General features: G+C 70.5%; 17 protein-coding genes. 2 read left to right on the forward strand and 15 right to left on the reverse strand.

What is annotated here, in order from left to right:
- Nucleotides 1–926: 926 nt before the first annotated feature.
- From IF06_RS0115265 to glyA, 13 genes are all read right to left on the reverse strand, one after another.
- Complete coding sequence (locus tag IF06_RS0115265) at nucleotides 927–1,382, reverse strand: DUF2550 domain-containing protein (protein WP_013475361.1); 456 nt, start codon at nucleotides 1,380–1,382, stop codon at nucleotides 927–929.
- 12 nt (nucleotides 1,383–1,394) lie between these two features.
- Nucleotides 1,395–1,673 carry a F0F1 ATP synthase subunit epsilon gene (locus IF06_RS0115270; RefSeq protein WP_013288251.1) on the reverse strand — a complete coding sequence of 93 codons (279 nt, stop codon included), beginning with the start codon at nucleotides 1,671–1,673 and terminating at the stop codon, nucleotides 1,395–1,397.
- A 109-nt stretch (nucleotides 1,674–1,782) separates the two neighbouring features.
- Nucleotides 1,783–2,928, reverse strand: a complete 1,146-nt coding sequence (locus tag IF06_RS0115275; protein ID WP_030271777.1) for an LCP family protein — start codon at nucleotides 2,926–2,928, stop codon at nucleotides 1,783–1,785.
- A 214-nt stretch (nucleotides 2,929–3,142) separates the two neighbouring features.
- Complete coding sequence (gene atpD / locus IF06_RS0115280) at nucleotides 3,143–4,588, reverse strand: F0F1 ATP synthase subunit beta (RefSeq protein ID WP_013288253.1); 1,446 nt, start codon at nucleotides 4,586–4,588, stop codon at nucleotides 3,143–3,145.
- Nucleotides 4,588–5,517 carry a F0F1 ATP synthase subunit gamma gene (locus tag IF06_RS0115285; protein ID WP_013288254.1) on the reverse strand — a complete coding sequence of 310 codons (930 nt, stop codon included), beginning with the start codon at nucleotides 5,515–5,517 and terminating at the stop codon, nucleotides 4,588–4,590. The genes atpD and IF06_RS0115285 overlap by 1 nt, the downstream gene beginning before the upstream one ends.
- A gap of 4 nt (nucleotides 5,518–5,521) precedes the next feature.
- Nucleotides 5,522–7,174, reverse strand: coding sequence for a F0F1 ATP synthase subunit alpha (gene atpA, locus IF06_RS0115290; protein WP_013288255.1), 1,653 nt, complete (start codon nucleotides 7,172–7,174; stop codon nucleotides 5,522–5,524).
- Between the two features lie 85 nt (nucleotides 7,175–7,259).
- Nucleotides 7,260–8,081, reverse strand: coding sequence for a F0F1 ATP synthase subunit delta (locus tag IF06_RS0115295; protein WP_013288256.1), 822 nt, complete (start codon nucleotides 8,079–8,081; stop codon nucleotides 7,260–7,262).
- On the reverse strand, nucleotides 8,081–8,620 hold the full coding sequence (locus IF06_RS0115300) for a F0F1 ATP synthase subunit B (RefSeq protein ID WP_013288257.1): 540 nt from the start codon (nucleotides 8,618–8,620) through the stop codon (nucleotides 8,081–8,083). The genes IF06_RS0115295 and IF06_RS0115300 overlap by 1 nt, the downstream gene beginning before the upstream one ends.
- Nucleotides 8,621–8,647: 27 nt before the next feature.
- Nucleotides 8,648–8,881, reverse strand: a complete 234-nt coding sequence (locus IF06_RS0115305) for an ATP synthase F0 subunit C (protein WP_013288258.1) — start codon at nucleotides 8,879–8,881, stop codon at nucleotides 8,648–8,650.
- A 70-nt stretch (nucleotides 8,882–8,951) separates the two neighbouring features.
- On the reverse strand, nucleotides 8,952–9,749 hold the full coding sequence (gene atpB, locus IF06_RS0115310) for a F0F1 ATP synthase subunit A (protein ID WP_013288259.1): 798 nt from the start codon (nucleotides 9,747–9,749) through the stop codon (nucleotides 8,952–8,954).
- Between the two features lie 11 nt (nucleotides 9,750–9,760).
- A complete protein-coding gene (locus IF06_RS0115315; protein WP_013288260.1) occupies nucleotides 9,761–9,997 on the reverse strand; it encodes an AtpZ/AtpI family protein in 237 nt (78 codons plus the stop codon).
- Nucleotides 9,998–10,171: 174 nt separating this feature from the next.
- Nucleotides 10,172–10,603 (reverse strand): hypothetical protein, encoded by a 432-nt coding sequence (locus tag IF06_RS0115320; RefSeq protein ID WP_013288261.1) that lies wholly within the window; start codon nucleotides 10,601–10,603, stop codon nucleotides 10,172–10,174.
- The gene (gene glyA / locus IF06_RS0115325) at nucleotides 10,596–11,885 is read right to left on the reverse strand and encodes a serine hydroxymethyltransferase (protein ID WP_030271779.1); all 1,290 of its coding nucleotides are present in this window, start codon (nucleotides 11,883–11,885) and stop codon (nucleotides 10,596–10,598) included. Before glyA ends, IF06_RS0115320 begins: the two co-directional genes overlap by 8 nt.
- Before the next feature lie 35 nt (nucleotides 11,886–11,920).
- Between glyA and IF06_RS0115330 the strand changes: the two genes are divergently transcribed.
- The gene (locus tag IF06_RS0115330; RefSeq protein WP_013475359.1) at nucleotides 11,921–13,387 is read left to right on the forward strand and encodes an SDR family oxidoreductase; all 1,467 of its coding nucleotides are present in this window, start codon (nucleotides 11,921–11,923) and stop codon (nucleotides 13,385–13,387) included.
- Here IF06_RS0115330 and IF06_RS0115335 read toward each other — a convergent pair.
- Entirely contained in the window at nucleotides 13,384–14,226 is an 843-nt protein-coding gene (locus tag IF06_RS0115335) for an SDR family NAD(P)-dependent oxidoreductase (RefSeq protein WP_232236691.1), read from the reverse strand. The two genes, IF06_RS0115330 and IF06_RS0115335, sit on opposite strands and share 4 nt — an antisense overlap.
- A gap of 61 nt (nucleotides 14,227–14,287) precedes the next feature.
- Between IF06_RS0115335 and IF06_RS0115340 the strand changes: the two genes are divergently transcribed.
- Nucleotides 14,288–14,914: a TetR/AcrR family transcriptional regulator gene (locus IF06_RS0115340; protein WP_013288265.1), complete on the forward strand. Its 627-nt coding sequence runs from the start codon at nucleotides 14,288–14,290 to the stop codon at nucleotides 14,912–14,914.
- Between the two features lie 10 nt (nucleotides 14,915–14,924).
- Here IF06_RS0115340 and IF06_RS0115345 read toward each other — a convergent pair whose 3' ends face one another.
- Complete coding sequence (locus IF06_RS0115345) at nucleotides 14,925–17,033, reverse strand: transglycosylase domain-containing protein (protein ID WP_013288266.1); 2,109 nt, start codon at nucleotides 17,031–17,033, stop codon at nucleotides 14,925–14,927.
- Between the last annotated feature and the right edge of the window lie 114 nt (nucleotides 17,034–17,147).

The raw sequence follows: 17,147 nt of genomic DNA on the forward strand, positions 1-17,147 counted from the left end.
TGTCCGCCGCGTGCGCAGCCACCGGACCGGCGAACACGCCACCGGTGAAAGCCAGACCAGCAACACCCAGAATGCTCTTACGCAGAATCGTGTTCATGGAGGGCTCCATTCGGGGGTCGACACACCCCGCGGGGGACGGGGATGCGTGGGCACCGTCAGGCGCTCAAAAAGACTGGGGGGATCCGGCTACTCGCGAGGGCAGAGGGGTGCCGCTGCGCGGCGCCGGAAGCATGTCCAACGACCCGCCACCCGCCACCATTCCCGGGGGCGCCACACGCCACCGGAGAGCAGGCGCGGGGGTTCACGTCGTCGGAACCGTGTTCAACGACCAGCCGGCCAGGATGATTCCCGGGCCTGCGGACACCGCCCCGCTCGCAGGGCGCGCCGCCGACGCTCGGTCGTTCACCCGGTTACAACGCCACCCACCCACCCGCGATTCCACCCTCAGAGTGCCGCCCACCACCCCCGAACCAGACACACCCGCCCAGGTCAGCACGGATCGCACCACACGCACCCGCCCCCGCGCCGTCGATCATGAAGTTGACGCCGACAAACCGGACACCAAACACCGTCAAGTTCATGATCGACAGAACCCAGGCAGGGCTGACCCGGGGCGGGTTGGCCCGAGCGGGGCTGGCCCGAGCGGGGCTGGCCCGAGCGGGGCTGGCCCGAGCGGGGCTGGCCCGAGCGGGGCTGGCCCGAGCGGGGCTGGCTCAGTGCGGGGGGCGTCTCATTTGCGAGGTTTGCCGGGCACCAATGTGCAAGATCGCGGGAGGCGCCGGGAAGGGTGCGGCGATCTTGGAGTTGTGGTGCCTCACTAACGGCGCGAACCGGGCATTTCCTGGCGCCACAACTCCAAGATCGGCGTCAGCGGCGGCGACCCGGCACGACCCCCGTGACCGGTTGACGGGGTGTTGGGGTGAGGGTCAGGCGGCGGGCCAGTCCTGGGAGGCCAGACGCGGCGAGGCCGCCCCGGGTGGGGCGGCCTCGAGCCAGGACAGGAATCCGGTGACCGTGGATCGCGCCATGGCGATCTCGATCGGCGCGTGGTGGCTGGTACAGCGCAGGATCACCCACTCGGCGGGCATCGACATGCGCTCCTGCCCCTCGGGCAGCCGGCGACGCTCGACCGCCAGCCCCTTGCGGGAGAGCACCCGCTTGGGGCGCAGCGCGAAGCTGAACATGCGGTACCAGCGGAGTTCGTCGCCCACGAAGCGACCGAACCCGGGTGACCAGCCACGACCGTCGAGGATCGTGTTGACCCGGACGCTCAGCCGGATGATGCCACCGCTACGCGTGAACAGGGCCCGCCGGATGAAGAGGATCAGAAGCGCGACGACGACGATCGCGAAGCCGATTCCGATCCCTTCGACGATCTCCATCGGCGGGTCGGCTCAGCGGGCCGGGGTGGCGGGGGTTGCGCTCTCGGCGAGGACTGTGACGCCCTCACCGGTCACCGACAGGAAGCCGCCGGCCACGTCGTACGCGATCTGCTGGCCACCGGCCTGCTTGATGCGTACCTGGCTGGGTTCGGCGAGCTGGCCGAGCAGCGGTGCGTGCCCAGGCAGCACACCGAGCTCACCCTCGGTCGTCCGGGCGACGACCATCTCGGCCTCGCCGGTCCAGACCTTCTCCTCGACGGCTACGAGCTCGACGTGAAGCTGCTGTGCCACGCTGTCTCCTTGCTGCGGCGGCGGATTGCCGAAAGTCTAGTCGCGACCCCGCAGCCCACCCAACGCGGGTGGTGAGAGCCGGACCACCACGGTCCCGCACCCGCTCAGGCTACTTGGTCTTCTGCTTGAAGTCGGGGTGCTCCAGCAGGAATGCGTCGAGCTGTTCGGTACGCAGGGCGGTGAAGAAGTCCTCCGCCGGTTCGAGCAGTTGCTCACCCCGGTAGTTGCTGCCGGTACCGATCGGGCCGCCCGGCAGCTTGATCGTCTCGATCGCCTCGGGCCGGATGTCCTTCAGGGCCAGCCCGAAGTCGACCACGCTGTTGCCGCGGCCGTTGAACACCAGCGACTTCCCGGCGGCGCGCAGCACCCGGTCCAGCTTGACCGGGTTGGCCACCACGTCGGCGCTGAACGCCTGGCTCACCATCGCCTTGACGAACTGCTGCTGGTGCCGCTGCCGGCCGTAGTCGGCGTCCGGCACGCCGTTCTTCGGGTAGCGCTGCCGGACGTAGTCCAGCGCCTGCCAGCCCTTGAGGTGGGCGTTGCCCTTCTTGTACACGGCCTGCGGCCCGAGGTAGCCACCACCGCCGGGCTTGAGCTGGCGCGGCGTGCCGTCCGGCTGGAGGTGCTCCGAGCGCACCTCCCGCTCGATGTACATGTCGACGCCGCCCATGGCGTCGACGATCTTCTTGAAACCGCTGAAGTTGATGATCGCACCGGCGTCGAAGCGCTTGATGCCGGTGACCTCCTGCACGGTGTTGGCGAGCAGCTCGAAGCCCTGCGCGGTGCTGGGGTTCTGCCCCGGCACGTTGCTGCCGTGCGACATGGCCGCGTTGAGCCGGTCGTTGGCGCCCGAGTAGTCGGCCTTGGGGAACTCCGGGATGTCCACCCGCAGGTCACGCGGCAGCGAGAAGAGGTAGCCGCGGTCCATGGTGGCGGGCACGTGCAGGACCATGATCGAGTCGGCGAGCGGGCGGGCGGTCGCGGTCCGGGGGTCCACGCCGACGAGCAGGATGTTGAGCGGGCCCTTGATGTCGCTCTTCTTCTCGTTGGCGCCGGCGGCCTGGTCACCGAAGAGGTCGGCCTTGCCCACCGATCCCTCGTAGCGGGCGACGAGGGCGCGCGAGCCGATCAGCACGGAGCCGCTGAGCACCACCATGACGATGCCCAGGATCGTGCAGACGCGGGCCCACCGGGGCACGCCGCGCCACATGGACCGCTTCCCGCGATCCGCGCCGCCCTTACCGCCCACGAGCATCTCCAATCGTCGCGCCCACGGGTAGGAAGACGGGCGCGGGGGTCCGTTTGGTTGCAGAGATCAACGGCCGGATGTGAAGTCGTGTCAGGAACGGTACCGCGCGATCCGGCGAACTGCTTGCCGGAGAACCGGGCATCTGGTAGTGCAGTGCCCGGAAAAGGCGAAGGCCGCCCCGGCTTTCGCCGGGACGGCCCTCGTGGGTGTGAGCGGGCTCTCAGCCCTCCTCGCCCATCAGCTCCTTGGCCTTGGCCCGCAGGTCGTCCAGGCCGCCGCACATGAAGAACGCCTGCTCCGGGAAGTGGTCGAACTCCCCCTCGCTGATCCGGCGGAAGGCGTCGATGGTCTCGGCGATCGGGACCGTCGAGCCGGGCACGCCGGTGAACTGCTCCGCCGCGTACGTGTTCTGCGAGAGGAACCGCTCGATCCGGCGGGCGCGGCCGACGGTGAGCTTGTCCTCCTCGGAGAGCTCCTCGATACCGAGGATGGCGATGATGTCCTGCAGGTCCTTGTAGCGCTGCAGGATCCGCTTCACCTCGGTGGCGACGGCGAAGTGCTCCTCGCCGACGAACTCCGGGGCGAGGATCCGGGACGAGGACGCCAGCGGGTCCACGGCCGGGTAGATGCCCTTGTCGGAGATCGACCGCTCCAGGTTGGTGGTCGCGTCGAGGTGGGCGAACGTGGTGGCCGGCGCCGGGTCGGTGTAGTCGTCGGCGGGCACGTAGATCGCCTGCATCGAGGTGATGGCCTGGCCCCGGACGGAGGTGATCCGCTCCTGGAGCTCGCCCATCTCGTCGGCCAGGGTCGGCTGGTAACCCACGGCGCTCGGCATGCGGCCGAGCAGCGTGGAGACCTCGGAACCGGCCTGGGTGAAGCGGAAGATGTTGTCGATGAAGAGCAGCACCTCCTGCTTCTTCACGTCACGGAAGTACTCCGCCATGGTCAGCGCGGACAGCGCGACCCGCAGGCGGGTGCCCGGCGGCTCGTCCATCTGGCCGTAGACCAGCGCGGTCTTGTCGATGACGCCCGACTCGGTCATCTCGGCGATGAGGTCGTTGCCCTCGCGGGTGCGCTCACCCACGCCGGCGAAGACCGAGGTACCACCGAAGTTGCGGGCGACACGGGTGATCATCTCCTGGATGAGCACCGTCTTGCCCACGCCCGCGCCGCCGAACAGGCCGATCTTGCCGCCCTTGACGTACGGGGCGAGCAGGTCGATGACCTTGATGCCGGTCTCCAGCATCTCGGTCTTCGGCTCCAGGTCGGCGAAGGCCGGGGCCTTGCGGTGGATGCCCCACCGGTCGTCGGCCTGGATGGTCTCGCCCTCGGTGAGGTTGAGGCACTCGCCGATCGCGTTGAACACGTGGCCCTTGACCGCGTCGCCCACCGGCACGCTGATCGGCGCGCCGGTGTCGCGCACCTCGGTGCCGCGGACCAGGCCGTCGGTCGGCTGCATCGAGATGGCGCGGATCAGGTTGTCACCCAGGTGCTGGGCGACCTCCAGGGTCAGCGTCTTCTCACCGCCGGAGAGGGTCACGTCGACGTGCAGGGCGTTGAACAGCCCCGGCATGGCGTCGCGCGGGAACTCGGCGTCGACGACCGGGCCGATGACCCGGACCACGCGACCCGTGGCCGTCTTGGTCTCAACTGCGGATACAGTCATCACACTTCACTTCCCGACGCGGCCAGCGCGTTCGCGCCGCCGACGATCTCACTGATCTCCTGGGTGATGCCGGCCTGACGAGCCGAGTTCATCTCACGCGTGTACTTCTCGATCATCTCTTCGGCGTTGTCGGTGGCGCTCTTCATCGCCCGCCGACGGGCGGCCGACTCACTGGCCGCCGACTCCAGCAACGCCGCGAAGATCCGCGTGTTGATGTACTTCGGCAGCAGGGCGTCGAGCAGCGACTCCGGCTCCGGCTCGAACTCGTACGCCGGCAGCAGGCCCTCGGACCGGGGCCGGTCCTCGACCTGCATCGGACCGACGATCCGGGTCACCGGGTTCTGCGTCATCAGGGACTTGAACTCGGTGTAGACGATGTGCAGCTCGTCCACGCCGAGGATCCCGTCGGCGCCGGCCTCGTTGTCGGTGTCGTCCGCGCCGGCGGTGAACGCCTTGATCAGCGTCTCACCGACCTCGCGGGCGTCCTCGAACGACGGCTGCTCGGAGAAACCCGTCCAGCTCGCGGCGATCTGCCGGTTGCGGAACCGGTAGAACGCCACGCCCTTGCGGCCGATGACGTAGAGCACGGGCTCCTTGCCGTCGGCACGCAGGCGGGCGATCAGCGACTCGGCGGTCCGGATCGCGTTCGAGCTGTAGCCACCGGCCAGGCCCCGGTCGGCGGTGACCAGCAGGACGCCCGCCCGCCGCACCCGCTCGCGCGGGGTGAGCAGCGGGTGGTCGATCCGCGCATTCGAGGCCAGCGCCGTCAGCACGCCGGTGATCGCCTCGGCGTACGGCAGCGAGGCCGCCACCTTGGCCTGGGCCTTGGCGATGCGGCTCGTCGCGACGAGCTCCATCGCCTTGGTGATCTTCTTCATCCCCTTGGCGGAACGGATCCGCTGCCGGAGAACGCGTACCTGGGCGGCCATCGGATCAGCTCTCGGCCGGGCGGTCGGTGGTGCCGTCGCGGAAGCGGGTCACCGTCTCGCGGGTCTCCTCGCCCTCCAGCGGCTTGGCCGGCGCGTCGTTGACCCGGACCTCGTCCTCCTTGCCCAGGAAGACCTGCTTGAACTCGCTGATCGCGGAGTCGAGCGAGGAGATGATCTCGTCGTCCCACTTGTTGTCGGCGATTCCGGCCAGGACGCCCTCGTGCTTGTGGCGGAGGTACTGGAGGAACTCGGACTCGAAGCGGCGGACCTCGCCGACCGGGACGTCGTCCAGCTTGCCCTCGGTGCCGGCCCAGACGGAGACGACCTGCTCCTGCACCGGGTACGGCGAGTAGTTCGGCTGCTTGAGCAGCTCGACCAGGCGGGAACCCCGGTCCAGCTGGGCGCGGGAGGCCCGGTCCAGGTCGGAGGCGAAGGCGGCGAACGCCTCCAGCTCGCGGTACTGGGCCAGGTTCAGCCGCAGCGAGCCGGCGACCTTCTTCATCGGCTTCACCTGCGCGGCGCCACCGACCCGGGAGACCGAGGTGCCGACGTTGATGGCCGGCCGGACGCCCTGGTTGAACAGGTCGGTCTCGAGGAAGATCTGGCCGTCGGTGATGGAGATGACGTTGGTCGGGATGAACGCCGAGATGTCGTTCGCCTTGGTCTCGATGATCGGCAGACCGGTCATCGAGCCGCCGCCCAGCTCGTCGGAGAGCTTGGCGCAGCGCTCCAGCAGACGCGAGTGCAGGTAGAAGACGTCACCCGGGTAGGCCTCGCGGCCCGGCGGGCGGCGCAGCAGCAGCGACACGGCGCGGTACGCCTCGGCCTGCTTGCTCAGGTCGTCGAAGACGATCAGGACGTGCTTGCCGCCGTACATCCAGTGCTGCCCGATGGACGAGCCGGTGTAGGGGGCGAGGTACTTGAAGCCGGCCGGGTCGGAGGCCGGGGAGGCGACGATGGTGGTGTACTCCATCGCGCCCGCCTCCTCCAGCGTCCCCTTGATGGAGGCGATGGTGGAGGCCTTCTGGCCGATCGCGACGTAGATGCAGCGGACCTGCTTCTTCGGGTCGCCGGAGCGCCAGTTCTCGCGCTGGTTGAGGATGGTGTCCAGGGCGACAGTGGTCTTGCCGGTCTTGCGGTCACCGATGATCAGCTGGCGCTGGCCACGGCCGATCGGGGTCATCGCGTCGACGGCCTTGATGCCCGTCTGCAGCGGCTCGTCGACCGACTTGCGGGACATCACGTTCGGGGCCTGGAGCTCCAGCTCGCGGAAGCCCTCGTTGGCGATGTCGCCGAGGCCGTCGATCGGCTCGCCGAGCGCGTTCACCACGCGGCCGAGGAACGCGTCGCCGACGGGCACGGAGAGCACCCGGCCGGTGCGCTTGACGCGCTGACCCTCTTCGATCCCGCCGAAGTCACCGAGGACGACGACACCGATCTCCCGGACGTCGAGGTTCAGCGCCACGCCGAGCGTGCCGTCCTCGAACTCCAGGAGCTCGTTGGTCATGGTCGAGGGGAGACCCTCGACGTGGGCGATGCCGTCACCGGCGTCGGCGACGGTGCCGACCTCCTCGCGGGAGACGTCGGCCGTGTAGGAGGAGACGTAGCGCTCCAGGGCGCCGCGGATCTCCTCCGTCGAGATGGTCAGCTCGGCCATCCTCTGCTTCCTTAAGTATCAGGGGCCCGGGATACCTAGTACCGACCGGTCCGATGGCGTCGAATCAGGGCTGCTAAGACGCTGGTCAGCGCTTCGCGAGCGCGTTGCGGGTCTCGTTGAGGCGGCGCAGGACGGTCCCGTCGTACAGGTCGGATCCGACCCGCACGCGCACTCCGCCGAGCACGTCGGGGTCGACCGTCTGCTTGACGGAGACCTCCCGACCGTACATCTGGGAGAGGCGGGCGCCGAGGCGTCGCTCCTCCTCGTCGTTCAGCGGTGCCGCCACGGTCACGTACGCGACCTGACGGTCCCGCCGGTCGGCGGCCAGCTCGACCAGCCGGGTGAGCGCACCGGTGAAGGAGCGTCCCCCGAAGCCGGCGAGCGCGGCCTCGACGAGGCGGACGGTGACCGGCCGGGCCTTGCCGGCCAGCAGCTGCTGGGCCAGTTCGGCCCGCCGCTGCACCGGGGCCATCGGGTCGGAGAGCGCGTTGGACAGCTCGCCGGAACCGGAGACGACCTTCCCGAAGCGGAACAGCTCGTCCTCGACCTCGCCCAGATCGCCGGTCGAGTCGGCGCTCGCGAGGAGCGCCTCCACGCCGATCCGCTCGACGCCGTCGAGCAGCTCCGACGGGGCCGACCAGCGACCGGAGACCAGCGTGGTGAGCAGGTCGAGCGCGTCCGCGCCGACCTTCCCGCCCAGGATCCCGGTGAGCAGAGCCGCGCGGTCCTCACCCGAGCGCGCCGGGTCGGCCAGCGCCCGGCGCAGCCGCGGCTCGCGCCGCAGCAGGTCGGCGACGGAGAGGATGTCGTCGGCGGTGGAGGCCACCGCCGACGGCTCCGCGCCGCGGGCGTACGCGTCGAGGCGCTCGGCCCCGGCGGAGTACGACTCCCGGCTGGCGGCCTGCATCAGCGGGCCCCCGTGCTCTCGAGACCGCTCAGGAACCGGTCGACGGTGCCCTTGCGACGCGCCTCGTCGGCCAGCGACTCACCGACGATCTTGCTGGCCAGGTCCACCGCGATGGTGCCGACCTCGGTGCGCAGCTCGCGCACGATGGTGGCCCGCTCCGCGGCGAGCTGCTCCTTGCCGGCGGCGATGATCCGGTCGGACTCCTCGCGCGCCTTGGCGAGGATGTCCTGGCGGATGCCCTCGGCGTCGGCCCGGGCGTCGTCCCGGATCTTGGCGGCGTCGGTACGCGCCTCCGCGAGCTGGGCCCGGTACTGCTCGAGCAGCTGGTTCGCCTCGGCCTGCGCGGCCTCGGCGCGCTTGATGCCGCCCTCGATCGCGTCGACCCGGGCCTGGAACGTCTGCTCCATGCGCGGGAAGACGAACTTCATCAGCACGAAGCAGAGCACGATGAAGGCGATCCCACCGACCACGATCTCCTGCCAGACAGGGATGATCGGGTTGTGGGTCGTCTCACCACCCTCAGCGGCGAGGAAGTACATCGGAAACCTCCCGGTCTCAGGGCCGAATTAGAGGTTGCCCTGCCAGATGAAGCCGAAGGCGATACCCAGCAGCGCGAGGGCCTCGATGACGGCGAAGCCGATCCAGACGTACGGCAGGGTCATCCGGGACGACTCCGGCTGGCGGGCGGTCGACTGGATGTAGGCCGAGAAGACCAGGCCCACGCCGATGCCCGGGCCGATGGCCGCGAGACCGTAGCCGATGGCGGCGGTGCTGCCCTCTACCGCGGCGTAGATGTCCATTGGTTGGTTCCTCCTGGTTATCACGCGTGACGGTCACGCGGGACGACAACGGTTGGTGCGAAAGATCGGATCAGTGCTCGTCGGCGAGGGCGCCCTGCACGTAGCTGGCGGTCAGCACCGTGAAGACGTACGCCTGCAGACAGATCACCAGGAACTCGAGGAAGGTCAGCGCCACAGTCATCGTCCAGGACAGCACCGAGACCGGTGCCAGCCAGGCGTTGGCGCTGATCATGGCGAACCCGCCGAGCGTGAAGACCAGCAGGAGCATGTGGCCGGCGAACATGTTCGCGAAGAGACGGACGGCCAGCGAGAACGGCCGGACGATGAAGGTCGAGAACAGCTCGATCGGGATCAGCAGCGGCAGGATGAACCAGGGCGCCGGCGGGACCAGAGCGTTCTTGAAGTACTTCACGAAGCCGTGGTGCCGGATGCCGACGTAGTTGAACATCACGTAGCTGATCACGGCGAGGAAGGCCGGGAAGGCGATGTGCGAGTTCGGCGAGATCTGGAAGAACGGCACGATCGCGAAGAAGTTCGTCAGCAGGATGAAGCAGAAGAGCGTGGTGAAGTACGGCGCGAACCGCACTCCCGCGTGACCGATCATGTCCACGGCGATGTTGTTGCGCACGAAGCCGTAGATCGACTCGGCCAGCCACTGCTTCTTGGTGGGGACCAGCTGCGGCTTCCGGTACGTGGCCAGGAAGAAGATGATCAGCACGCCGACGGCGATCCACACCATCGCCGTGATCTTGGTGAACCAGTACGAGTTCTCCGCACCCCAGGGCAGGATGCTGGGCAGGTAGAAGTCCCCCACGCTCGGTGGGAATTCCGCCTGGCCCTGAGCCAGGACGTTCGCCTGTCCGAACACCGCGTCCCTTCCTAAGTAGGCGTGCCAAGTCGGCGGACGACCAGGATGATCCCCCCGGCCATGCCGAGCACGACCCCGATACCGGTGGCGATGCCGCCGGTGTCGAGCCAACGGTCGACCAGCCAGCCGATGAAACCCCAGACGAGCATGCCCCCGATGAGGTATGAGAGCGCGGTCCAACCCTGACCGGCACCGGACGGAACGTCGCCCGAGCCGCCAGTGTTGGGGGGTTTCTGGTCACCGGCCATGACGGGGCGAACGATATCAGTCGAGCAGAAGAGGTTGTGCCTCACCCCCCGCACAACCTGGTTGTGTGGGACACGGGCGGGCGAAGTCGTCTGGAGGAACGGTACTCCTCCCCCGCCACTGAGAGAATGACCGATCGCGGACAGAACCACGCGTCGCCCGAAGGGTGGGACGGCTCAGCGCAGCATCCGTCGGGCATGGACGGTCGTGAGCCACCAGACGTGCACGCCGGTCCAGACCACCACGCCCGCGGCGATGCCGAAACAGAACGGGATCAGTCCCGGCCAGCCGGTCGAGGCCACCAGCACCATCACCCCGCCGAGCGCGGTGATCTTGGCGACGTAGAGGCCCAGCCCGAACGGCAGCACGAGCTGCGGATCCTTCGAGTCCGCCCAGGCAAGCACCACTGTGGTGAGCGTGTAGCTCGCAGCCGTGACGGCCACCCCGGCCGCCGCGCCGAGCGCGCCGTCCGCGCCGCGCCACACCCCGCCGACCACCGCCGCGACAGCGGCCAGCACCGCCACCGCGGCCAGCAGCACCGGCAGATGGCGCAGTCGCCAGCCGCGGTCCGCCGTCGCCTCCGCCGCGCGCGTCCCGGGCTCAGCCACGGGGGTACGCCGGGAACTCGGTGACCAGCTCGGTCACGTCGGCGGCGATCCGGGTCAGCTCGTCGCCGCCCCCGGGGGACTCCGGATCGGTCCGCACCGCCCGACCGATCAACGTGGCGATCCGGCGCATCTCCCCTTCCCGCATGCCCTGGGTGGTGACGCTCGGCGAGCCCACCCGGATGCCGGAGGCCACCGCCGGCGGCTGCGGGTCGTACGGGACGGCGTTCTTGTTCAGCGTGATGCCGGCGGCGTCGCAGCGGGCCTCGGCCTGGGCGCCGGTCACACCGGTCTCGCGCAGGTCGAGCAGGGCCAGGTGGGTGTCGGTGCCGCCGGACACCGCCGGCAGCCCCTCCGCGGCCAGCCCGTCGGCGAGCGCGCGGGCGTTGGTGACCACCTGGGCGGCGTACGTGCGGAACTCGGGCTGCGCGGCCTCGCGCAGCGCGACCGCCTTGGCGGCGACGGCGTGCATCAGCGGGCCGCCCTGGGTGAACGGGAAGACCGCCTTGTCGATCCGGGCCGCCAGCGGCTCCCGGCAGAGGATCATGCCGCCGCGCGGGCCGCGCAGCACCTTGTGGGTGGTCGCGGTGACCACGTCGGCGTACGGCACGGGCGACGGGATCGCGCCGCCGGCCACCAGGCCGATGAAGTGCGCGGCGTCCACCATCAGGTACGCGTCGACCTCGTCGGCGATCTCCCGGAAGCGGGCGAAGTCGATCAGCCGCGGGTACGCCGTCGCGCCGCAGATGATCATCTTCGGCCGGTGCGCGCGGGCCAGGTCGCGTACCTCGTCGTAGTCGATCGTCCCGGTGTCCCGCCGGACGGTGTAGCCGACCGGGTGGAACCACTTGCCGGAGAAGTTCACCCGGCTGCCGTGGGTCAGGTGCCCGCCGTGCGGCAGGTCCATGGCCAGCACCGTGTCACCCGGCTGCACCAGGGCGGCGTACGCGGCCAGGTTGGCGCTCGCCCCGGAGTGCGGCTGGACGTTCGCGTGCTCGGCGCCGAACAGCTCCTTCGCCCGGGAGATCGCCAGTTCCTCGGCCCGGTCCACCTCGGCGCAGCCGCCGTAGTAGCGCCGCCCCGGGTAGCCCTCGGCGTACTTGTTGGTGAGCGTGGAGCCCAGCGCGGCCAGCACCGCGGGCGAGGTGAGGTTCTCGCTGGCGATCAGTTGCAGGCCGCCGCGCAGCCGGTCCAGCTCACCCAGCACCACCTCGGCGATCTCCGGGTCGACGGTACTGAGCTGCTGAAAGTCCGGCCCCCAGAAGGTGTCCCTCGCGTTCTCCACAGCGAAGGAGTCTACGGAGCCGCACACTGGATGCCGTGAGATGCCTCGTCACCGGTGCGACCGGCTACATCGGCGGACGCCTCGCGCCCCGGCTGCTGGCCGAGGGGCACACCGTACGCTGCCTGGCCCGGACCGCCGGACGGCTGCGGGACGTGCCGTGGGCGGCCGAGGCGGAGGTCGTCGAGGGCGACCTCCGCCGGCCGGAGACGCTGCCGGCCGTGTTCGCAGGCGTGGAGGTGGCGTACTACCTGGTCCACTCGCTGGGCCAGCGTGGTTTCGAGGCGGCCGACCGGGAGGCGGCGACGAACTTCGCCGAGGCGGCGCGCGCCGCGGGCGTACGCCGGATCGTGTATCTCGGCGGGCCGGAGCCGGCGGAGCGCGACGGCCTGCCCTCGGCGCACCTGCGCTCCCGGGCGGAGGTCGCGCGGATCCTGCTGGACAGCGGCGTGCCCACTGCGGTGCTGCGCGCCGCCGTGATCATCGGATCCGGTTCGGCCTCGTTCGAGATGCTGCGCCACCTGACCGAGCGGCTCCCGGCGATGGTCACCCCGCGCTGGGTGCGCAACCGGATCCAGCCGATCGCGGTCCGGGACGTGCTGCGCTACCTGGCCGGCTGCGCGCACCTGCCGGCCGACGTCAACCGGGCCTTCGACATCGGCGGCCCGGACGTGCTGACGTTCTCCGAGATGATGCAGCGGTACGCCCGGGTGGCCGGGCTGCGGCGCCGGGTCATCCTGCCGGTACGCCCGCTCACCCCGTCGCTCTCCTCGCACTGGGTCGGCCTGATCACGCCGGTGCCGAACGCGATCGCCCGGCCGCTCGTGGAGAGCCTGGTGCACGAGGCGGTGGCGCACGAGCACGACATCGCCCGGTACGTGCCGGACCCGCCGGACGGGCTGATCGGCTTCGACCAGGCGGTCGCGCTGGCGCTGACCAAGGTGCGGGACGCGGAGGTGGAGACGCGCTGGTCGAACGCGAGCGGGCCGGACGCGCCCGCCGAGCCGCTGCCGTCGGATCCGCACTGGTCCGGCGGCACCGCGTACACCGATCTGCGGGAGCGGACGGTGGACGCGCCACCGGCGGCGTTGTGGCGGGTCATCGAGGGCGTCGGCGGCGAGAACGGCTGGTACTCGTTCCCGCTCGCCTGGTCGGTGCGCGGCTGGATGGACCGCCTGATCGGCGGCGTCGGGCTGCGCCGGGGACGGCGCGACCCGCACCGGCTCCAGGTCGGCGAGGCGCTGGACTTCTGGCGGGTCGAGGAGATCGTCCCGGGTGAGCTGCTGCGGCTGCGCGCCGAGATGCGGCTGCCCGGCCGCGCCTGGCTGGAGATGCGCGCCGAGCCGGACGGGGACGGCCGCAGCAGGTACGTGCAGCGGGCCGTGTTCCTCCCGCGCGGCCTGCCCGGCCACCTCTACTGGGCCTCGGTGGCCCCCTTCCACGCCGTCGTCTTCGGCGGCATGGCCCGCAACATCGCCCGGGGCGCCGAACACCCCGCCGGTTAGGACGGAGAGCCGTTCTTCAGTGCGGGGCCGAGGAGCAGCCCTCCGTCGATGACGTACTCGGCGCCGGTGATGAAGGCCGCGTCCGGCGACGTGAGGAACAACAGCAGCGCGGTGATGTCGGCGGGCTGCCCGAGTCGCGGGACGGCGAACGGCTCGGGCGAGTAGAAGTCGGCGATCGGGGCGGCGCTGCCGGCCGCCGGCTCGGTGATGAACGGGGTGGCGACCACGCCGGGGTGGATCGCGTTGACGCGGATGTTGTCGCGGCCCAGTTCGAGGGCGGCGGTCCGGGTGAGCCCTCGAACCGCCCACTTGCCGGCGACGTAGGGCGCGTAGAGGGCGGTACCGCCGAGGCCCGTGGTGGAGCCGATGTTGACGATCGTTCCTCCCCCCGCGCGCCGCAGCGCCGGGGCGGCTGCCCTGATGCCGAGGAACGTGCCGGTGAGGTTGACGTCGAGGATGCGGGCCCACGTGGCCAGGTCGGTGGACTCGATGACGGCCGGCGGGTTCTGCACCCCGGCGTTGTTGACGAGGATCGTGAGCGCACCGAATGTCTTCTCGGTCTCCGCGACGGCGGCGGCCCACGACTCCTCCCGGGTGACGTCCAGGCGGACGGAGAGGGCCCGGTGTCCCAGCTCGGCGGCGAGGCCGGCGCCACGGTCGGCGTCGATGCCACCGATGACGACGTTGGCGCCTTCGGCGTGCAGGGCGCGGACGTGGCTGGCCCCCTGCCCGCCGCTGCCTCCGGTGACGAGAACTGTCTGATCGGCGAAACGGGACATCGGATCCTCCGGTACGTACGGGACGACCACCCGGGACGGGTGGTGAGTCGAGCGACTCACCACTCGAAGCTACGCCCCCGCAGATGGTGAGTCAACCCACTCACCTCGCTATGATGGGCGCATGACCCCAGCGCCGTCGGCCTATCACCAGCGCGTGGCGGAGGAGAAGCGCGCGCTGATCCTGCAGGCCGCCACCGAGCTCTTCCTGGAGTCGGGCTACGACCGGGCGTCACTGGCGCGTATCGCCGAGAGTGCCGGCGTGTCGAAGGCGACGCTGTTCAAGCAGTTCCCGACGAAGGCGGCACTGTTCGATGCCATCGTCATCGACTCGTGGGCCCGCAACGACGTCGCCGACGTGCCGCCCGCCGGTGACCTGACGGCCGGCCTGACGGTTCTCGGGCGGCACTACGCGACGCTGTTGAGCCGGCCGGAGATGACCGATCTGTTCCGCATCGTGATCGCCGAACTGCCACGCTTTCCCGAACTGGCCCGAGCGCACTTCTCCCAGGGCAAACTGCCGTACTTCGAGTCCGTCCGGACCTACCTCGTGGCCGAGCACGAGGCGGGAGCCGCGGACGTCGACGACCCGGAGATGGCCGCTACGCAGTTCCTCGGGATGATCTCCAACTACCTGTTCTGGCCGCGCCTGGTCCTCCCGGACTGGACGGTCACCCCTGACCGCACGACAGCGGTGGTGGACGAAGCCGTCCGGACCACTGTCGCGCGGTACGGCAGGTCGACGAGCTGACGGACGTCTCTCAGTTACCGGTGCGCGGGCTGGTGTGCTGGAAGGCCACCGCCTGGCCGGGCGGGACGAAGTCGCGTACCGGCTCGTCGCGCAGCGACCACGCGAGGATGCGGCCCACAGCGGCGATCTGCCGCTTCTGCACGCCGCCGCCGACCGCGTCCCGGGGGTCGTCCGGGTTCGCGGCGATCGTCGCCACCGACAGCTGCGGGGTGAACGCGACGACCGTCTCGGTGGCGTTCCGCTCCGAGCTGCCGGTCTTGCCCGCCACCGGCCGGCGCAGACCAGGGGCCAGTTCCTCGGCGGTGCCGCCGTCGCAGCGCCGGTACATCGACTGGTCGCCGACCGGGCAGCGACTGGCGTCGGCCGCCGCGCGGGCCACCTCGGTGTCGAGCACCTGCCGGCAGTCGGTGTTCCCGGCCGGCACCGTCCGGCCGCCCGGATCGGTGATCGAGGTGACCGGCGTGGGCCGGCACCAGGTGCCCTCGGCGGCCACCGCGGCGTACGCGCCGGCCAGGTCCAGCGGCGTGGTGGCAGAGACCCCGAGCGTGAACGGTCCCCAGCTCTTGGCGCCCTCGCGGGCCATCCGGGCGTCCGCCGGGGCACGGAAGACGATGCCCAGCCGCTGGGCCATCTCGACCACCCGGTCCGCGCCGACGCGCTCGGTCAGCCACGCGAAGTACGTGTTCACCGACCGGCCGAACGCGTCCCACATGTCCCGGTCGCCGTCCATCCAGTAGGTGTTGGCGTTCGCCGGGCACCACCGGCCGCCGCAGCTCGCCGGGCCGGCGCCGACCGGGTACTGCGTCACGTAGACGCGCGGCGCGTCGAACTCGGTGTCCAGCGGCAGCCCGGACTCCAGCGCGGCCAGCAGGGCGAACAGCTTGAACGTGGAGCCCGCCTGATAGCCGGTGATGCCACCACCACCGGCCACCAGCTGGTTGACCGTGTTCGGGTAGTTCTGCTGCCCGTCCGGGTTGGCGGTCGTGCCGTAGGTGCGGTTCACCGCCATGGCCAGCACCCGGCCGGTGCCCGGCTGCACCACGGCGGTCGGCGCCGCCCGCGCGATCGTCTCCGGGTAGATCTCCCGCACCTGCTCGCTCGCCTTGGCCTGCACGTCCGGGTCGAGCGAGGACACGATCTTCCAGCCGCCGCGGCGCAGCGTCCGCTGCCGCTCGTCGACGTTCTCGCCGAACGCCGGCTGGGCGTTCCACCACTGGGTGAACCAGTCGCAGAAGAAGCCCCAGTCGTTGTGGTCGGCGGGCACCGCGGCGCAGTCGTTCGGTGTGGTGTTGGGCTTGAGGGCCAGCTCCGTTGCCTTCGCCGTCTCGGCGTCGGCCGCGCTGACCCGGCCGGTCTCCACCATCCGGTCCAGCACGTACGCCCGCCGCTGCCGGGCCGCGTCGGCGTCGCCGTTGATCGGGTCGTCGGCCGGGGACCGGACCAGCCCGGCGAGCAGCGCGGCCTGGGCCAGCGTGAGCCGCTCCGGGGTGGTGGAGAAGTAGCGCTTGCTGGCGGCGGCGATGCCGTACGCCCCGGCGCCGAAGTACGCGATGTTCAGGTAGCGCCCGAGGATCTCGTCCTTGCCGATCTGCCGTTCCAGCGTCAGCGCGTACCGCATCTCGCGGATCTTGCGCCCGACGGTGATCTCGGTGGCGGCGGCGCGCTGCTCCTCGGTCAGCCGGGGGTCACCGGCGAGCGCGTTGCGCACGTACTGCATGGTCAGCGTGGAGGCGCCCTGGCGGGTGCCCTCGCGACGGTTGGCCGTGAACGCCCGCGCCACGCCGCGCACGTCGACGCCGTGGTGCTCGTAGAAGCGCACGTCCTCGGCGGCCACGATGGCGTCGCGCATCACCGGCGCCACCTCGCCGACCGGCACGTCCACCCGGTCCTCGACGTAGAACGAGGTGATGAGCGTCCGCCCGTCGTTGGCGTACAGGTTGGACCGCTGCGCCGGCTGCGGCGTCTTGAGCGCCTCCGGCAGCACTGTGTACGGCATCAGGTTCTTCACGCCCAGCCCGAAGACCAGCGCGGCCGGCAGCGCGGCTGCGGCCAGGGCCAGTCCGGCGAGCACGCCGGCGAGCACAACGGTGAACAGCTTGTCGAGATAGGCCCGGTTCATCAGCTCTCCCCGCAGGAGCCGGCCGTACGGACCCGTTCAGAATGACCGGAATGGCCGCTTTCGCCGCCGTCTTCCGCGAAATGCGCAGGAAGTTCGCGAGGAAGGATGAACCGC

It is taken from the genome of Micromonospora globosa, assembly GCF_000717585.1.
In the GTDB taxonomy this organism is placed as follows: Bacteria; Actinomycetota; Actinomycetes; order Mycobacteriales; family Micromonosporaceae; genus Micromonospora; species Micromonospora aurantiaca.

What these genes read in the sequence shown, in the direction of transcription:
- IF06_RS0115265 (WP_013475361.1), bottom strand. Translation starts at nt 1,382, where the DNA reads ATGGAGATCGTCGAAGGGATCGGAATCGGCTTCGCGATCGTCGTCGTC.
- IF06_RS0115275 (WP_030271777.1), bottom strand. Translation starts at nt 2,928, where the DNA reads ATGCTCGTGGGCGGTAAGGGCGGCGCGGATCGCGGGAAGCGGTCCATG.
- atpD (WP_013288253.1), bottom strand. Translation starts at nt 4,588, where the DNA reads ATGACTGTATCCGCAGTTGAGACCAAGACGGCCACGGGTCGCGTGGTC.
- IF06_RS0115285 (WP_013288254.1), bottom strand. Translation starts at nt 5,517, where the DNA reads ATGGCCGCCCAGGTACGCGTTCTCCGGCAGCGGATCCGTTCCGCCAAG.
- atpA (WP_013288255.1), bottom strand. Translation starts at nt 7,174, where the DNA reads ATGGCCGAGCTGACCATCTCGACGGAGGAGATCCGCGGCGCCCTGGAG.
- IF06_RS0115295 (WP_013288256.1), bottom strand. Translation starts at nt 8,081, where the DNA reads ATGCAGGCCGCCAGCCGGGAGTCGTACTCCGCCGGGGCCGAGCGCCTC.
- IF06_RS0115300 (WP_013288257.1), bottom strand. Translation starts at nt 8,620, where the DNA reads ATGTACTTCCTCGCCGCTGAGGGTGGTGAGACGACCCACAACCCGATC.
- IF06_RS0115305 (WP_013288258.1), bottom strand. Translation starts at nt 8,881, where the DNA reads ATGGACATCTACGCCGCGGTAGAGGGCAGCACCGCCGCCATCGGCTAC.
- IF06_RS0115315 (WP_013288260.1), bottom strand. Translation starts at nt 9,997, where the DNA reads ATGGCCGGTGACCAGAAACCCCCCAACACTGGCGGCTCGGGCGACGTT.
- IF06_RS0115340 (WP_013288265.1), top strand. Translation starts at nt 14,288, where the DNA reads ATGACCCCAGCGCCGTCGGCCTATCACCAGCGCGTGGCGGAGGAGAAG.
- IF06_RS0115345 (WP_013288266.1), bottom strand. Translation starts at nt 17,033, where the DNA reads ATGAACCGGGCCTATCTCGACAAGCTGTTCACCGTTGTGCTCGCCGGC.